A 17,013-nucleotide genomic window follows, 5' to 3' on the forward strand; every position below is an offset into this window, starting at 1 on the left:
CCGCGGCTGATCCAGCCACGCAGCGCGAACCGGCGGATCGCTCCGCCGGTTCGCTCCAAAATCCAAGCGCCTCTCGGACCTCGTGGTCCGGGGGGCGTTTTCGGTTTTGGGGTGCCGGATCGGCCCACGGCAGGGGAGGGGATGCAGGCTTGCCACGGCTGCCTCAAACCTTGCCGCGGCGTTAAGACCATCACGCCCGCACAAGCTTGGTCGCCCAATGATGCCTCATCACTTTCCCGCATCCGCAGGCGAACGTATATGGCGATGGTCGCTCGGGCCGAGGCCCAGAAACTCCTGTCCAACCTTCAGGCGCTCGGCGGCCGAAAGCTCGGCGCGCTGGCGATGGTCGGCGTCGTGGCGATCGCCCTCGTCACCCTGGCGGCCTGGACCCTGTCCAAGCCCACGATGGAGGTCCTTTATTCCGGCCTCGATCGGCAGGACGTCGCGCGAATCGGCGCGGCGCTGACGGAAGCCGGCATTCCCTTCGACGTGAACGCCACCGGCGACACGGTCTCCACCAACTTCTCCCAGACCGCCTCGGCGCGCATGCTGCTCGCCGAAAAGAGCCTGCCGCGCTCCGACAAGGCCGGCTACGAACTCTTCGACACGATGGGCTCCATGGGCCTCACCACCTTCATGCAGGAGGTGACCAAGGTCCGCGCGCTGGAAGGCGAGCTTGCCCGCACCATCCAGACGCTGAAGGACGTGCGCGCCGCCCGCGTGCATATCGTCCTGCCCGAGCAGGGCTCGTTCCGCCGCGAGCAGCAGCCGCCGTCCGCCAGCGTCGTGATCCGCACCGACAATTTCGAGGACTTCGCCAACGCGCAGGCCATCCGCCACCTCGTCGCTTCCGCCATTCCCGGCATGAAGGTCGACCAGGTGACGGTGCTCAACACCGACGGCCGACTTCTGGCCTCGGGCGACGACTCCACCAACGCCAACTCCACCAAGCAGCTCGGCATGGAGTCGATCGTCTCCTCCTCGGTCGAGGACTCGATCCGCCGCACGCTCGCGCCTTATCTCGGCGTCGGCAACTTCCAGTCCTCCGTCATCGCCCGGCTCGACACCGACCGCAAGCAGACCAGCGCCCGCACCTTCGACCCCGAGGGCCGCGTCGAGCGCTCGACCCGCACGGTCAAGGAAACCGGCCAGTCCAACGACACCTCGGGCAGCAACCCGGCAACCGCCGCGCAGAACGTGCCGCAGGCGCAGCCCCAGGCCAATGCTGCGGGCAACAATTCCTCCGAGGCCAAGGAGCGCCGCGAGGAACTCACCAACTACGAGATCAACGAGACCACGACGCAGACCGTTTCCGACGGCTACGACGTGAAGAAGCTCTCGGTCGCCGTGGTGGTGAACCGGGCGCGCCTCGCCGCCACGATAGGCGAGAACGCCACGCCCGAACAGATCGACGCCAAGCTCGCCGAAGTGCGCAAGCTCGTCGCCTCCGCCGCCGGCATTTCCGAGACGCGCGGCGACCAGCTCGAGGTCACGGCGGTGGACTTCGTCTCCAACGGTCAGGATCTGGAGCCCGTGCCGGCCCCCGGCTACGCCGAGATGCTGCTCAAGCAGTCCGGCACGGTGGTCAACGCCCTCACCATCCTGGTGGTCGCGGTGCTGGTCATCTGGTTCGGCCTGAAGCCCGCCATCCGCGCCATCGCCGGCCCGGGCGCCGCCTCCAACGACAATGTCCAGATCGGCTCCGACGGGTCGATCGAACTTCAGAACCCCTCGCTCGATGTCCCCGAAATCACGGGAATTCCTGGCGCCATGACCTTCTCGGAAGACTTCGCCAATTCGCTCGGCTTCGGCGATCCGTCCAACTCCGACGACCTGCTCGACGAACTGACACGCAACCGCGCCAACTCGCCCAAGGTCCGCCTGGAGAAGCTCGTCGAGTTCGACGAAGCCCAAGCGGCGGCCATCCTGAAGCAGTGGATCCACGAGAAAGAAGCGGCCTAATCCATGATCCCTCTCGCTCAACTCCTGGCCGACCAGTCCGACGACGAATTCGTCCCCTTCCGCGCCCCGGTGCGCCGCCCGGCCCAGGCCGCGCCCGCCAAGCCCGCCACCCGCCCCTTGGAAAACGCCCTGCCGCGCATCGGCGGCTCCACACCGGGCCGGGCTCTCGCGGCGCCCGCCATGGGCGCGCCGGCCGCCCGCCAGCAGGCGCCGCTGCGCCCGGTCACCGAGCCGCGCGTTCCCCTGCGCGAGCTGGAAGCCGAGCGCCAGGCCTGGGCGGCCGAGCGCGAGGCCCTGATCGAGGAGCGCGAGGCGGCGCTCGAGGAAGCCCGGCGCCTCGCCGCCGAGGAAACCGAAACGCTGCGCCAGGATCTGGAGCGCGTGTCGGCCGAGCGCATCGAGGAGCTTCGCCGCCAGCTCGCCGCCGAGCAGGCGACGACGCTCTCCGACACGCGCCGCCACTGGGTGGACAACGAGGGCGACCGGCTGGCCGATCTCGTGATCCTGCAGATGGCCGTGTTCGAGGACGCGCTGAAATCGACGCTGAACGGGCTGCTTCGTCCCCTCGTTCTCGACGCGCGCAAGCGCCAGACGGTGGACGAGCTGGCCGGCGCGGTGAAGACGATCGCCTTCGACGGCGCCTCGGTGAAGATCGCGGCCTCGGGCCCGAGCGACCTTCTTCAGGCTTTGGAAACCAAGCTGGGCGATCATGCGCGGCACGTCTCGTTCGACGCCAACGAGAGCGACACGGACGTGCGCATCGACGCCAACCAGACCGTGATCGAAACGCGCCTCGCGGCTTGGCTGAAGGCGGTTGAAGAGGCTTTGTCGTGAGCGCATCCGATCCCGCCCACGAGCACCAGAGCATCATCATCGTCCGTCGCGGCGGCGGGCACGAGGACGGCCATCACGGCGGCGCCTGGAAGATCGCCTTCGCCGACTTCATGACGGCCATGATGGCCTTCTTCCTGGTGATGTGGCTGACGGCCGTGTCCGACCAGTCCACGAAGAAGCAGATCGCCCAGTATTTCAACCCGATCGAGCTGAACAGCGACGTTCCGCCGACGGATGGGCTGACCAAGACCGACAACGCACCCAAGGGCACGCCGGAAACCGCGACGGGCCCGAACTCGCAGCCTGGCCAGCCGGGCGGCAAGCCCGTCGGCGGCACGGCCGAGGGCGGCGAAGACCAGGCCCTGTTCCGCGACCCTTACGCGGTGCTGGCCGAGATCGTGGCCGAAGGCGGCCCGGCGACCGAGAACGGCACGATCAAGGGCAAGCCCGATGGCAGCGGGCTACCGGGCCTGAACGGCGGCGACGCCTATCGCGACCCGTTCGACCCGACCTCCTGGCAGCTCCAGCCCAACACCGTGGCCAGCGCGTCCGATCTCACCGACAAGCCGCTGAGCGACAACCTGCCGCCCCCGGCCGCCGACGAGTTCAAGACGGTGGCAACGGCGAACGTTCCCCCGGCACCGGCCCCCACGGCCGCGCCGCGCACCGCGCAGGAGCTCGACGCCGCCAAGCTGGAACGCGAGATCGAGGCCAGCGCGCCGGGCGCGGCCGCCGACGTCGCCGTGAAGGCCGGAGACCCAGGCTCGGGCACGGTGACGATTTCGCTCGCCGACACGCTGGACACCGGCATGTTCCAGATCGGCTCCGCCCGGCCCACGGCCGATGCGATCCGCCTGATGGAGAAGATCGCCGGCATCCTGAAGTCGCGGCCGGGCACGATCGTCATTCGCGGCCATACGGACGCGCGCCCCTATGCGCGTTCGAGCGGCGAACTCGACAATTGGCGCCTTTCGACCGACCGCGCCCACATGGCCTACTACATGCTGATGCGCGGCGGGCTCGACGACAAGCGCGTCGAGGCGATCGAAGGCGTTGCCGACCGCAAACCCAGCAATGAGTCCGACCCGGAAGCGGCCAGCAACCGGCGCATCGAGATCCTTCTGAAAGAGCCAGCGGCGTGAAGACTGTCCTCGGAGTGGCCCTGTGCGCCCTGATCCTCGGTTCCGGAGCCCTCCGGGCCGAGGAGAGCGGACATGACGCGACAGCCGCTTCGAGCGGCCATGAGGTCGCCGCCGAGCCGGCGGCGTCAGTGCCCGGCGCGGAGGGCGAGGAGGCGGGGGCGGCCTGGGCCAAGACCCGCACGCCGATGCCCTTCGACGTCATGCGATCGGTGCAGTTCCTGCAGGATCAGGTGGCGCGCGGCAACGACCGGGCGATCCGGGTCCAGGCGCTCATCCTGCGCCGCTTCGGCCGGACTTTTCTGGAAGCCGACCCCGCCGTGTGGCAGGACCCGCGAAATTTCCGCGCGGCAGTGCTGTTCGCGCTGAGCGGCGGCACGCCCGAAGTGCTCCAGCGCCTGATGCGCGAAAAGCTTCTGGACGAGGCGCAGACGCCGCTTCTTGAAGGAACGCTGGCCTATGTCAGCAACGATCTGGAAAAGGCGCGCAAGCGCCTCAGCGGCGTCGAGCTCGAAGGCATGGAGCCGGTTCTCGCCGCGCAGCTCAGTCTGGTGCTCGGCCAGATCAACCAGGTCGACCACCCCGAAGTGGCGATTCCCCATCTCGACCGGGCGCGGCTTCTCGCGCCGGGAACGCTGATCGAGGAGGCATCGCTGCGGCTTGGCGCGACCTTGGTGGACGATTCGGGCGACCATGGCCGCGCCGATCAACTGGCTCGCCGCTATTTCGACCGTTTCGCCAACAGCGCCTATGCCGGCAATTTCGAAGCCCGCTTCACCGCCATGGTGACGAGCCGCGCCGCGGAGAAGGCCGACGAGACGCTGGCCGACATGTCGGACATCATCGCGAGCCTGCCCGACCCGCGCCGCCAGACGCTGTATCTCGCGGCGTCGCGTCGTTCGCTGGTGGAAGGCAATTTGCATTTCGCGCAAGCCGCCGCCGACGCCGCACTGGCGATCCCCGGTCTTGGCGACGCCGACCGCGACCGGGCCGAACTCTACGAGACGGCGTCCGCGCTGGGGTCCCTCAAGACCGCCGACGCGCGGCGCACGCTGGATGCGATCGACCGCACGAGACTGCATCCCGAAGATGTGAAGCTTCTCGACGCGGCCTATTCCGTTCTCGATTCCATCGACGCGACGCTGGCCGAGATGCCGGCGGACGCTGAGAGCGCCGCCCCGGCCGAGGCCGTGCCTGCCGTTCTCGCTCGCGCCGAAGCCGCGCTTGCCCAATCCTCTCAAGTTTTGAAGCCCTGACGCTCATGAAGATCGATTTCACTCCGTCGCCTCTGGATCGCGAGCCGGCCTTCAAGACGGCCCCGCGCGACGACGATTCCCATCGCGACCAGGGGCGCGCTTTCGACGCCGCGATCCGCGACGCCAAACCCGCCCAGAAGGACGCGCCGAAGCCCGACGACACGTCGAAGCCCGACGCGCCCTCATCGGCCAGATCCGCAACCGCGACTGACGACGGATCGACCACACCCGCCAAGGCGAAGCCGTCGGACGGGCAGGACGATGGTAACGAGGCCGATCCGGCCGAAAGCAGCGACCCGCGTCCGCTTCACACGCTTCTCGGTATCCTGACGCAGACCGCCGTCGCGGGTGCGGCGGATAAGTCGACCCAATCCGACGAAAAGGCGCTCGTGCGGACGCTCGTTCCTGAGAACGAGACCAAGGACGGGCAGCCCACGGCGGCCGACGCGCTGTCGGGCGGCAAAGCCGTTCGGCTCGACGTTCTGAAGATGGAAACCCATTTCGAGCCACATCAGGATGGAATGGTTCTGGTGCGATCCGACGCCGAACGCGAGGCGAAGGCCAAAGCCGGGGAGGGCGAGGATCTTGCGGCTGCCGGCAAGGCGGGCGACACGGCCGCCGTTCTGGCCGGGCTTGCCGACAAGAAGGCCGCCAAGCTTGCGGCGGCAGGCGAGCGCGTGACCGCCGCGTCGGCAAAATCGGCGGGCGATGCCGCCGCTGCCGACAAGGCTGCGGGAGACGAAGCCGCGCTGCCCGTTCGCTTCGACGAAGCCCTGGCGCGCTTGTCGGGTCGCGACGGGGCAAGGTCTGGGTCGGACGAGCGCCGGGGCGATCGGCGCGGCGACGCCGATCGATCGGCGGCAACGGATGCTTCGGCCCGCGCGGCCGATGCGACCGGCTCCGCCAAGGCGGCAAGCATCGATGGCGCGAGCGCGCTCGGCGTGGGCGGGGCGGGGGGCCTTGGGCTGGCCACGCAGATCGCGGACCGGATGCTCGAAGTTCTCGGCGAGCCGGCTCCGCGCCCGGCCGCCAACGCCTCCCAGGACAGCCAGGAGCATCTTCGCATGCGCGCTGGCGGCGCCGCGCTGAAGACCCTGACGATCCAGCTCAAGCCCGAGCATCTCGGCACGCTCGACGTTTCCATGCGCTTGTCCGAAGGGCGTCTGACCGTGGAACTCGCGGCCAGCCGCGCCGACACGGCGGTGCTCCTCTCGGAAGATCGCGGCGCACTGCGCCAGCTTCTGGAGCGCGCCGGCTTCTCGGTGGACGATGCGTCGATCACTGTCGTCGCCAAGGACATGCAGCCGAACGGCATCCGTGCCTCCGACAGCTCCGCCTCTACAAGTGGGGGCGACAATTCCGGGTCGGGCTCGCCGTCCGGGCAGGCCGCAAGGGACGAGTCTTCAGCCCGCGAGGGCGATCGTGGGGATCGCAGGCCCCAGGAGCAGGCAGGCTCCCGCGCCCAGCGCGAGGAAGCACCGTCGCGCCGCCGGTCATCCACCTATCTCTGACCTCACGACGCAGGAAAAATCGAAAAGGCGGGAAGGGGAACCCTTTCCGCCTTTTTGCATGGCAGCAAAATGGATGGAACGCGGCCAAAATGGTTAACGTCCTGAAAACAAGGCGACTTTTATGCAACGCCTTTGGGAACCGTTAACCCTATAGTGATTTTTGGGGATAGTCCGATTCGGCCCCGGCGGATAACTTTTCCCTAACGAAACGCAAGACACTCGGTGGGGCCAGATGATTGTAGTTGTTGATAACCGCGAACTCGTCACCAACGGCTACAAGTCGCTTTTCTCGCAGGAAGGCGTCTCCTCGGCCGGCTTCGGAGTGGACGAGTTCCGTGATTGGGTCGAATCCGCCTCGGAGACCGACATCTCGGCGGTCGAGGCTTTCCTTCTCGGTGACTTCCCCGAGCGTGGCACCTTCACCCGCCTGGTTCGCAGCCGCTCCACCGCCCCGATGATCGCCCTCGCCGAGACCAAGGCGCTGAACTCCACCCTCGATCTCTTCGCCGCTGGCATCGATGACGTGGTGGCCAAGCCGGTTCACGTCAAGGAAATCCTGGCGCGCGTCGGCGCCATCCGTCGCCGCGACGTGGCGGTTGACCGCAACCGCACCTCGGTGGACGAAATCTGCGTCTTCACCGATGGCCGCGACGCGGAAGTCGGCGGCGAAGCGCTGGTCCTGCCGCGCCGCGAGCGCCGCATCCTGGAATATCTGGTTGCCAACAAGGGCCGCCGCGTTTCCAAGCAGCAGCTCTTCAGCGCCATCTACGGTATTTTCGACGAGAACGTCGAAGAGAACGTCATCGAAAGCCACATCTCCAAGCTGCGCAAGAAGCTCAAGATGCGCCTCGGCTACGATCCGGTCTCCTCCAAGCGCTACCTCGGCTACGGCATCGGCGTCTGAGGTCAAACGCTTTCCCAAGCACCATGTAGCTCAAATCTTCCTGTCAGATAAAACAATAAATCAAATATTAAGCCCGGCTCTTGCGCCGGGTTTATTTTTGATTACTAATAAAACGTTAATTTCCAATTATACTTTACATCTCGTAATGCAGTTTGACGCAAGCCCTAGCCGCTAGCTTCACGCCAATCCCCCCGTTTCGGCAGCAAGGAGCAGGTATGAGCATCGGCGGACTAATGCGCACGAGCGTTTCGGGCATGAACGCGCAGGCCACGCGGCTCAGCGCCGTGTCGGAGAACATCGCAAACTCCAACACCAACGGCTACAAGCAGACCACGACGGAATTTGCATCCCAGATCCTGCCGAGCGGTGTAGGTCAGTATAATTCCGGTGCCGTCGAAGCCAATGTTCGCACGCTGATCAGCGAGCAGGGCGGCATTTCCTACACGGCGAACTCCACCAACTCCAAGAAGGTGGATCTCGCCATTTCGGGCAACGGCTTCCTCGTGGTGAACGACGGCAGCACCAAGGGTGGCGCCAGCGGCAACTACCTCACGCGCGCCGGCTCCTTCACGCAGCAGGCCGACGGCTCGCTGGTCAACGCGGCTGGCTACACGCTGATGGGCTATCCCGTTACTACCAGCGGCACGGCCTACACGCTGAACGGCTATGCTGGGCTCCAGCCGGTCAACCTTCGCGCCTCGCTGCTGAGCGCGACGCCGACCACCAAGGGTGACCTGACGGCGAACTTGAACAAGGAAGCAGTCGCCGTCGCCGCCGCCGACACGACGCCCGGTGAGGTCACCACGACCACCACGGCGGCTTCGAACACGGTCGTCAAGTTCACGTCGTCGAGCTCGGTCGTGACCTACGACAATACGGGCAAGGCGATCACGCTCGACGTTTATTACACCAAGACCGACAACAACAAATGGGAAGTGGCGGTCTTCAACCACGCTGATGCCTCCCCCGCCACAGGGACCGGTGCGTCCACCACGTCGCCTTTCCCCTATGCCGGTGGCGCCGCGAATGCGAAGGGGCCGCTCTATACGGCCGTGCTGGAATTCGACGCTACTTCAGGCAAGCTTTCCAAGATCACACCGGGCACGGGCGCGGCGACGACGGTGGACACCACCGCACGTAACGGCTTTCTGAACATCGACCTGCGCTCCACCAACGCCAATGCGGTGACCGCTCTCAACGGCTCGCAGGTCGCCCTGAACATCAGCGACTTCACGCAGTACTCGAAGGACTACCTGCCGCTCGCCGCAACCGTGAACGGCAACCCGGCCGAGGTCGTGGACAAGGTGTCGGTCGGCAAGGATGGCACGGTCACGGCGACCTTCACCTCGGGCACGTCGCGCGATCTCTTCAAGGTGCCGCTCGCCATGGTGGCCGCGCCTGACAACCTGACGCCGGTTTCCGGCAACGCCTATTCCGCCGGCGTTGAATCAGGCTCGATCCTGATGGGCTTTGGCGGCAGCGGCGGATTAGGCACGCTCCAGTCGGGCGCGCTCGAAAACTCCACCGTCGACATGGCGAGCGAGCTCACCACTATGATCGAATCGCAGCGCTCCTACACGGCCAATTCCAAGGTCTTCCAGACTGGTTCGGAAATCATGGACGTGCTGGTCAATCTGAAGCGCTAAGCGGCCGGGGGCGCCTTCGGCGCCCCGCCCAGATCAGGGCGCGGCCGCAAACCTGCGGCCGGCCACCGACGGATCCTCTTTCGCGGACGTGTTCCCCATGACCCTTTCGTCTGCCATCAACACGGCGACGTCGTCGCTTCAGGCTGCCCAGACGCAGACCGCGCTCGTGTCGCGCAACATTGCGAACGCCAATGTCGCCGGCGCGACGCGCAAATATGCCAATGTCGTCACCGGCGCCGATGGTCGACTCGAGGTCCGCTCGGTCGCTCAGTCCGGCGACACGGCGCTCTTCCGTAACGTCCTGAACGGCACGTCCGATGTCGCCAAGTCCGGCGTCGTGGCGGGGGGGCTCGACCGCCTGAATGAAGTCATCGGCGACACCGACACCAACGGATCGCCCGCAGCCCTGGTTTCGGCCTTGTCCGATGCGCTGACGGCCTATCGCACTTCGCCTGCCAATTACGAAGTGGGCAAGGCCGCCGTGACGGCGGCCCAGAAGGTCGTCTCGACGCTCAACGCCGTCAGCAGTTCGGTGGACGACATTCGACAGGATGCCGATGGCGAGCTGAAACTGGCCGCCAGCGACATGACGCAGATCCTCAAGCAGATCCAGGAACTGAATCAGCGGATCACGGCGGGCACCTCGGCGAAGCGCGATGTGACCGACGAGATCGACAAGCGCGATCAGCAGATCCAGAAACTGTCGGAATATGTCGGCATCAACGTGCAGACACGCGGCGACAACGATGTGGTGATCTACACCGACAGCGGCGTGACCATGTTCGATCGCACGGCGCGCAGCATCGACTTCACGCCGACGCCGTCGCTGAAGCCGGGTCAGTCGGGCGGCGCGTTCCGCATCGACGGAACGGTGGTGACGGGCGACAACGCCTTCATGCCGATCACGAGCGGCAAGATCGCTGGTCTCGTGGAGCTTCGCGACAAGATCGCTCCGCAATTCCAGACGCAGCTCGACGCGATCGCGAACAATCTGATAGATGCCTTTTCTGAAACCGACGGCACCACGACGAAGCAGGGCCTGTTTCAGGACGCGAGCGCTACGGTCACCGGGACAGGGGCGGGAACGGCGGCGTCGCCACGCAGCGCCAGTTCGACTTTGGCGGGGGCGGCCGGTCGCATCCAGATCGCCACTTCCGCTCTCGGCGACCCGACCCTGATCCGCGACGGGGGCATCAACGGGGCAACCTTCAAGACCAATACGGACACGTCCGCCACCGGTTTCACGGCGCGCATCGCCACGCTCATCAGCAATCTCGGCAGCACACGCGGCTATAGCGCGGCCGGCGCTGACCCCACTGGCAAGCTCGTGAACTTCGCCGCGTCCTCCATGAGCTGGCTGCAGGGAACGCGCGCTTCGGTTCTTTCGACCAACGAGTACCAGCAGACGCTTCTCGACAAGACCAAGACGACGCTTTCCAACGAGACGGGCATCGATCTCAACACCGAGCTCACCCGCCTTCTCGATCTGCAGCGTTCCTTCCAAGCCTCGTCCAAGATCATCACAACGGTGGACCAGATGATGGCCGCCCTGCTCCAAGCCATCTGAGGAAAGACTGACGTCCGATGAGCATTTCCAGCCTCACCCTCAGTAACTTTTCCCGCACCACGATCCAGCGCGTTCAGACGCAGCTCGCGGACGCGCAGACGGAATTCAACACCGGCCGACACGCCGATGTCGGCCGGACGCTCGGCTATGTCACGGGCAACACGATCACCTACCGGGCGCAGGAATCCTCGCTCCAGAACATGGTGGACACCAACAAGCTCGTCGCCAGCCGTTTCACGCTGATGGACAACGCGCTTACGTCGATCCGCAACAACGGCGACGACTACTCCAAGGCGCTCATCAACGGCACGGCGACGGGAACGGGTGTGGGTTCGCTCATCCAGACCGCGACGCAGGGTCTCCAGTCGGTGCTGGGCTCGGCCAATCTGAGCAGCGGCGGCCAGTATCTCTTCTCGGGAACCCGAAGCGAGGTGCAGCCGGTCCTAAGCGACACGACCGCGATTACCACGCTGAACGGCAACCTGAAGACCAAGTTCCTGACGGCGCTGGGCATTTCGGATGTGTCTCTGGCCAAGTCGGACGACGTTAAGGCCTATTTCAGCGATGCCGGCCTGACGCAGACGGTCGGCGGCGTGTCCACGACCTACAAGTTCTCGACCGATTTCGATGCCGAATGGGCGACGATCGCCAACACGGGCGGCGATGTGTCGACGGCGCAGATCTCCAAGTCGGAAACGATCGAAACCTCGATCAGCGCAAGCTCCGCTCCGTTCAAGAACACTGTCGCGGCCTATGCCATGATCGGGGCGCTCGGCATCGACCAGATGGGCTCGGACGCCCGCCAGGCGCTGACGACCGCCGCGCAGAGCAAGTTGACGCAAGGTCGCGATGGCATCGTAAAGCTCCAGGCCGATATTGGCGTGCGACAGAATCGCGTCGCGGCCGCCAACGATCTCCTGACCAAGCAGCAGGATGTTGTGGTGGCCGCCTATGGACGCCTCGAGAATGTCGACCAGACCGAAGCCGGCCTTCTGATCAACCAGTTGAAGACGCAGCTCGACGCGACCTTCGCCGTCACCGGCAAGCTCCAGAACCTCAGCATCCTCAACTATCTCTGATTTGGGTCCCGGCCACCCTCTCTGAGCGCGGTTCCGGCCGCGCGATACCCCGAACAAAAGGGCATGACAGCCCGCCGCTTTGAGGAATGGGAATGTATCAATTCTCCTATGCCGAGGTCACGCAGGACAGTTCGGCGACGGCTCGCGAGAGGGAGCGCGAGGCGCTGGACCGCATGGTCGACGCGCTCAAGCGCGCCGATGCGGCCGGCCCCCGCTCGCGCGAGGCGATCGAGGCGATCTACCTGACGCGCAATCTCTGGTCGATCCTGGTGGAAGACCTCGCCACCCCCGGCAACGCGCTCCCCGAGGAGCTGCGCGCCAGCCTGATCTCGATCGGGCTCTGGGTCATGCGCGAGGCCGAGGCCATCCGGCTCGGCCAGCGCGAAAGCTTCTCGACCATGATCGAGGTGACCACCATGATCCGCGACGGCCTGGGAGAGTAACGTGTCGACGCTTCGCATCACCCTTCGCGCCGGCGAGCGCATCTTCGTCAACGGCGCCGTCATGCGCGTCGATCGCAAGACGCATCTGGAGTTCCTGAACGACGTGACCTTCCTTCTGGAAAGCCATGTCATGCAGGCCGAGGACGCAACGACTCCGATCCGCCAGCTCTACTTCGTCGTCCAGCTCATGCTGATCGACCCGGCCGCGGCGGCCGAGACGCGCAAGCTCTTCGAGCGCAGTTTCCCCGCGCTCATGGCCGCCTTCTCCTCGCCCGCCATCCGCTCCGGCCTGCAGGACGCGGCGGAGCTGATCGAGCGCGAGCGCGTGTTCGACGCCCTGAAGCGCGTGCGCGCGCTGATCCCGCTCGAGGACGCCATTCTCTCCGCCGCCGAGACGGAAGCCCCGGCCAACCTGTCCACCATCACCGTGACCGACCGCGCGCCGGTCGCCGTGGGAGCCCGTTGATCATGTCCGTTTCCGGCGTTACCTCCTCAACCTCCGCAGTGGACACGACGGCTTCCGCCGCGAAGTCGTCCGAGTTGAAGACGGGTCTCGACTACAACGCCTTCCTGCAGCTTCTCGTCACGCAGATGAAGAACCAGGACCCGTTGAGCCCGACCGATCCGACCCAGCAGATGAGCCAGCTCGCCTCGTTCTCCAACGTGGAACAGTCGATCAAGCTCAACCAGAAGCTGGAATCGATGACGACGCTCACCGCGCTCACCAGCGCCAATCTCTTGATCGGCCGCACCGTCACCAATGGCGATGCCTCGATCAGCGGCGTGGTGAAGTCGATCCAGGTGACGAGCGACGGCACGATCGCCACGCTCACCTCCGGCAAGGAGCTGACGCTCGGCAACGGCGTGAAGGTCGAATAGCGATGAACGAGGCCGATGCCATCGATATCGTCCAGCACGCGATCTGGACCGTCGTGCTCGCCTGCGGCCCGGCTGTCGCCGGCGCCATGTTGGTGGGCGTCCTGATCGCCCTGTTCCAGGCGCTGACGCAGATCCAGGAAGTGACGCTCACCTTCGTGCCGAAAATCCTGGCGATCTTCGTCATCATCGCGCTCACCGCCGGTTTCACCGGCGCGCAGGTCTACGCCTTCACCGAGGAAAGCTACTCCCGCATCCAGCACGGCTTCTAGCCGCCGGTTCGCGACCGACGCTCCTATCCCATGCGCCCGCCCGGCTTGTCCGGCGGGCGTTTTTCGTTTGGGCTGGGCTGATGCCGCTCGAGCGCGCGCCAGCCCGGCACCAGTCCCCTTTGAAATAAAGCGTTAAGGATTGCGCCGCGACCGACGGTCGTGCGCGCGCCGCCGAACCGGGCTCCCTTGCCCGGCCCATCGCTTCCGGGGAACGAGCCGAATGTCGGTCGATACGCTCAAGATCGCGCCCAGCCTGCCTGCGAGTTCTCGCCGCGACATCGGCTTTGCCGTCGGTATCGTCGCGATGCTGGCGGTGCTCTTCGTGCCCATTCCGGCCTTCCTGATCGACGCGGGTCTGGTGATCTCCATCGCGCTGTCGATCCTGATCCTGATGGTCTCGCTCTGGATCGAGAAGCCGCTGGACTTCTCGGCCTTTCCGACCGTCCTGCTTCTGGCCACCATGCTTCGCCTGTCGCTCAACATCGCGACGACGCGCGTCATTCTCAGCCATGGCGACCAGGGCCACAACGCCGCCGGCTACGTCATCGGCGGCTTCTCGCAGTTCGTCATGGGCGGCGACTTCGTGATCGGCATCGTGGTCTTCATCATCCTGATCACGGTCAACTTCCTCGTCATCACCAAGGGCGCGACGCGTATCGCCGAAGTCGGGGCGCGCTTCACGCTCGACGCCATTCCCGGCAAGCAGATGGCGATCGACGCCGATCTTTCGGCCGGCCTCATCGACGAGAAGCAGGCCCAGACCCGCCGCCGCGAGCTGGAAGAGGAAAGCTCCTTCTTCGGCTCCATGGACGGCGCCTCGAAATTCGTGCGTGGCGACGCGATCGCCGGCCTCATCATCACCGCCGTCAACATTTTCGGCGGCATCATCATCGGCGTGACGCGCCACGGCATGGATGCCGGCCACGCCGCCGACGTCTTCGTCAAGCTCTCGGTCGGCGATGGTCTCGTCACGCAGATCCCGGCGCTGATCGTCTCGCTCGCCGCCGGCCTTCTCGTGTCGAAGGGCGGAACGAGGGGCGCGGCCGAAAAGGCCATCATGACGCAGCTCGGGCACTATCCCCGGGCGCTGATGGTGGCTGCCGCGCTGCTCGGCGTCCTGGCGCTTCTGCCGGGCCTGCCGTTCCTGCCCTTCGCGCTCACCGCCTTCGGGCTCGCCGCGCTCGCCTACACCATTCCGCGTCGCCGCGCCGAGGTCGTGCAGAAGGAAGAGGCGGAGAAGAAGGCGGTCGAGGACAAGGCGATCGAAGCCGAGCGCCAGTCCGTCAAGGAATCGCTGCGCATCATCGAGGTGGAGCTGGTTCTCGGCAAGCAGGTCGCCGCCCATCTCAACTTCTCGCGCGAGGAACTGGCCAATCGCGTCGCCAAGATGCGCCGTAGATTCGCCTCGCGCTACGGTTTCGTCATTCCCGAGATCAAGTTGTCGGACGATCTGTCGGTCGACCCGCGTTCCTATTCGATCAAGGTCCATGGCACGACGGTGGCCAGCCAGCCGATCCGCCTCGGCGATCTCTTGATCGTGCTCGGCGACGCGCCCGCGCCCGATATCCCGCACGATCTGACCAAGGAACCCGCCTTCGGCCTGCGCGCCGCCTGGATCTCCGACACGTTCGCCTCCGCCGCCCGCCGGGCCGGGTTCGAGCCGGTGGACACGCTTTCGATCATCCTGACGCATCTCTCCGAGGTGATCCGCAACAACCTCGCCCATCTCCTGTCCTACAAGGACATGCGCTCGCTGCTCGACCGGCTGGAGCCGGAATACAAGCGGCTGATCGACGAGATCGTGCCGGCCCATATGAGCTATTCCGGTCTTCAGGCCGTGCTGAAGCTGCTGCTCGCCGAGCGCGTCTCGGTGCGCAACCTGACGCTGATCCTGGAAGCCATCGCCGAGATCGCGCCGCATGTGCGCCGCTCCGAGCGTATCGTGGAACATGTGCGCACCCGCATGGCGCAGCAGATCTGCGGCGATCTCCTGCACAACGGGCAGCTGGGCGTCCTGCGCCTCGGCAACCGCTGGGATCTCGCCTTCCATCAGGCGCTCAAGCGCGACGCGAAGGGCGACGTCATCGAGTTCGACATCGACCCGCGCCTGGTCGAGCAGTTCGCCGGCGAGGCCACCAAGGTCATCCGCGAGAAGACCGACCAGGGCGAGAACTTCGTGCTCGTCGCCTCGCCGGACGCGCGCCCTTATGTGCGGATGATGATCGAGCGCATCTTCGTCAACCTGCCGGTGCTCTCGCATCTGGAGATCGCGCGCGGCGTCGACATCAAGGCTCTCGGAACGATCTCGTGAGCGCCGACGCCCAGGCCCTGGTGATCGCGGTCTTCCTCATCTTCTGCCGCATCGGCTCCTGCCTGATGATGCTGCCGGGCTATTCCAGCGCCCGGGTGCCGAGCCACATCCGGCTCTTCGTGGCGATCGCGGTGGCGCTGGCCGTCTCGCCCCGCCTGCTGCCGCAGGTGATGCCGCTGGTTCAGAACGCCAGCGACGACATGCGCATCTACATGACGGCGGGGGAGATCCTGAACGGCCTCCTGATCGGCCTTCTCGGCCGCGTCTTCATGTTGGCGCTGCAGTTCTCCGGCGCGATCGTCGCCAACGCGATCGGCATGGGCCAGTCCTTCGGCGTGCCGCTGGAAGGGCACGAGGCCGACCCGGCGCTGGTCTCGCTGGTGACGCTGACGGCGACCGTCATGATCTTCTCGCTCAATCTCCATGCCGAGATCGTCAACGCGCTGGTCGCCTCCTACCGGGCCATGCCGGTGGAACTCGGCTTCTCCATCCGCTCGGGGCTGGACGCGCTGGTCGACAATCTCGGACAGACCTTCATGCTGTGCCTTCGCATCGCGAGCCCCTTCGTGGTCTATGCCGTGGTGGTCAATTTCGCGATCGGCCTCGCCAACAAGATGACGCCGCAGATCCCGATCTACTTCATCTCCATGCCCTTCGTTCTGGCCGGCGGGCTCCTGCTTCTCTGGTTCTGCGTCGGCAACTTCCTGTCGATCTTCGCGGGCGCCTATCGCCAATGGGTGCTGTTCGGATGAGCGGGGGCAAGCGTTCCGACCGTCTCGCCCGCGTCCTCGCCGTGCAGGAGCGCAAGCGCCAGCTCGCCGAATGGGCGCTGGCCGAGCTCGTGCGCGAGGAAAAGCGGCTGGAGGACACGCGCGACGAACTTCTCGACACTCTCGGCGCCCAGTCCCTGATGCAAGGCCTTTTTCTGGACGCCAAGGTCTCGGCCCTCAGGCGCAACGACGTGGCGCTCTCAGGCGTCATCGAGCGCCAGGCCGAGGCGAAAAGCGAGGTCCAGGCGGCGAACCTTGCCGAGAAGCGCGTCCAGCGCGCGGCGGAGGCGGCGCTGGTGGAGGATCGCATGGCCGAAGACACGGCCGAGCTTCTTTCGACCCTCGACGACTATCTCGTCGCGCGTGCCGCAAGCCTGGAATAAGTGGCGCGGCTTAAGACGGGTTAACCGACGGCTCGCATTCGCGCCTCGCATTTGAAGACC

At 65.8% G+C, this 17,013-nt stretch carries 16 protein-coding genes; all 16 read left to right on the top strand.

Annotation, left to right across the window (positions count from 1 at the left end):
* Nucleotides 1–258: 258 nt before the first annotated feature.
* The 16 genes from fliF to AUL32_RS07920 all read left to right on the top strand — a co-directional run bounded on the left by fliF (nt 259) and on the right by AUL32_RS07920 (nt 16,953).
* On the top strand, nt 259–1,962 hold the full coding sequence (gene fliF, locus AUL32_RS07845) for a flagellar basal-body MS-ring/collar protein FliF (protein WP_192847442.1): 1,704 nt from the start codon (nt 259–261) through the stop codon (nt 1,960–1,962).
* 3 nt (nt 1,963–1,965) lie between these two features.
* Nucleotides 1,966–2,796, top strand: a complete 831-nt coding sequence (locus AUL32_RS07850) for a hypothetical protein (protein WP_062113440.1) — start codon at nt 1,966–1,968, stop codon at nt 2,794–2,796.
* Nucleotides 2,793–3,938: a flagellar motor protein MotB gene (locus AUL32_RS07855; RefSeq protein ID WP_062113443.1), complete on the top strand. Its 1,146-nt coding sequence runs from the start codon at nt 2,793–2,795 to the stop codon at nt 3,936–3,938. The genes AUL32_RS07850 and AUL32_RS07855 overlap by 4 nt, the downstream gene beginning before the upstream one ends.
* Nucleotides 3,935–5,191, top strand: a complete 1,257-nt coding sequence (locus AUL32_RS07860; protein WP_062113445.1) for a hypothetical protein — start codon at nt 3,935–3,937, stop codon at nt 5,189–5,191. Before AUL32_RS07855 ends, AUL32_RS07860 begins: the two co-directional genes overlap by 4 nt.
* Before the next feature lie 5 nt (nt 5,192–5,196).
* Nucleotides 5,197–6,702 (top strand): flagellar hook-length control protein FliK, encoded by a 1,506-nt coding sequence (locus AUL32_RS07865; RefSeq protein ID WP_062113448.1) that lies wholly within the window; start codon nt 5,197–5,199, stop codon nt 6,700–6,702.
* A gap of 232 nt (nt 6,703–6,934) precedes the next feature.
* Nucleotides 6,935–7,606 carry a response regulator transcription factor gene (locus tag AUL32_RS07870; RefSeq protein ID WP_061976815.1) on the top strand — a complete coding sequence of 224 codons (672 nt, stop codon included), beginning with the start codon at nt 6,935–6,937 and terminating at the stop codon, nt 7,604–7,606.
* 215 nt (nt 7,607–7,821) lie between these two features.
* On the top strand, nt 7,822–9,252 hold the full coding sequence (locus tag AUL32_RS07875) for a flagellar hook protein FlgE (RefSeq protein WP_062113450.1): 1,431 nt from the start codon (nt 7,822–7,824) through the stop codon (nt 9,250–9,252).
* A 97-nt stretch (nt 9,253–9,349) separates the two neighbouring features.
* Complete coding sequence (flgK, locus tag AUL32_RS07880) at nt 9,350–10,819, top strand: flagellar hook-associated protein FlgK (RefSeq protein WP_062113452.1); 1,470 nt, start codon at nt 9,350–9,352, stop codon at nt 10,817–10,819.
* Between the two features lie 17 nt (nt 10,820–10,836).
* Nucleotides 10,837–11,898: a flagellar hook-associated family protein gene (locus AUL32_RS07885; RefSeq protein ID WP_062113455.1), complete on the top strand. Its 1,062-nt coding sequence runs from the start codon at nt 10,837–10,839 to the stop codon at nt 11,896–11,898.
* 92 nt (nt 11,899–11,990) lie between these two features.
* Nucleotides 11,991–12,341, top strand: coding sequence for a flagellar biosynthesis regulator FlaF (flaF, locus tag AUL32_RS07890; protein ID WP_061976811.1), 351 nt, complete (start codon nt 11,991–11,993; stop codon nt 12,339–12,341).
* 61 nt (nt 12,342–12,402) lie between these two features.
* Nucleotides 12,403–12,807 (top strand): flagellar biosynthesis repressor FlbT, encoded by a 405-nt coding sequence (locus AUL32_RS07895; protein WP_244493248.1) that lies wholly within the window; start codon nt 12,403–12,405, stop codon nt 12,805–12,807.
* Nucleotides 12,807–13,220, top strand: a complete 414-nt coding sequence (gene flgD, locus AUL32_RS07900; protein WP_187301335.1) for a flagellar hook assembly protein FlgD — start codon at nt 12,807–12,809, stop codon at nt 13,218–13,220. Before AUL32_RS07895 ends, flgD begins: the two co-directional genes overlap by 1 nt.
* A 2-nt stretch (nt 13,221–13,222) precedes the next feature.
* Complete coding sequence (fliQ, locus tag AUL32_RS07905) at nt 13,223–13,489, top strand: flagellar biosynthesis protein FliQ (protein ID WP_062113458.1); 267 nt, start codon at nt 13,223–13,225, stop codon at nt 13,487–13,489.
* Between the two features lie 220 nt (nt 13,490–13,709).
* Complete coding sequence (flhA, locus tag AUL32_RS07910) at nt 13,710–15,800, top strand: flagellar biosynthesis protein FlhA (protein ID WP_061976807.1); 2,091 nt, start codon at nt 13,710–13,712, stop codon at nt 15,798–15,800.
* Complete coding sequence (locus AUL32_RS07915) at nt 15,797–16,552, top strand: flagellar biosynthetic protein FliR (RefSeq protein WP_061976806.1); 756 nt, start codon at nt 15,797–15,799, stop codon at nt 16,550–16,552. The genes flhA and AUL32_RS07915 overlap by 4 nt, the downstream gene beginning before the upstream one ends.
* The gene (locus AUL32_RS07920) at nt 16,549–16,953 is read left to right on the top strand and encodes a hypothetical protein (RefSeq protein ID WP_062113461.1); all 405 of its coding nucleotides are present in this window, start codon (nt 16,549–16,551) and stop codon (nt 16,951–16,953) included. The genes AUL32_RS07915 and AUL32_RS07920 overlap by 4 nt, the downstream gene beginning before the upstream one ends.
* Nucleotides 16,954–17,013 lie beyond the last annotated feature (60 nt).

Source organism: Aureimonas sp. AU40, from assembly GCF_001463785.1.
Classification (GTDB): domain Bacteria; phylum Pseudomonadota; class Alphaproteobacteria; order Rhizobiales; family Rhizobiaceae; genus Aureimonas.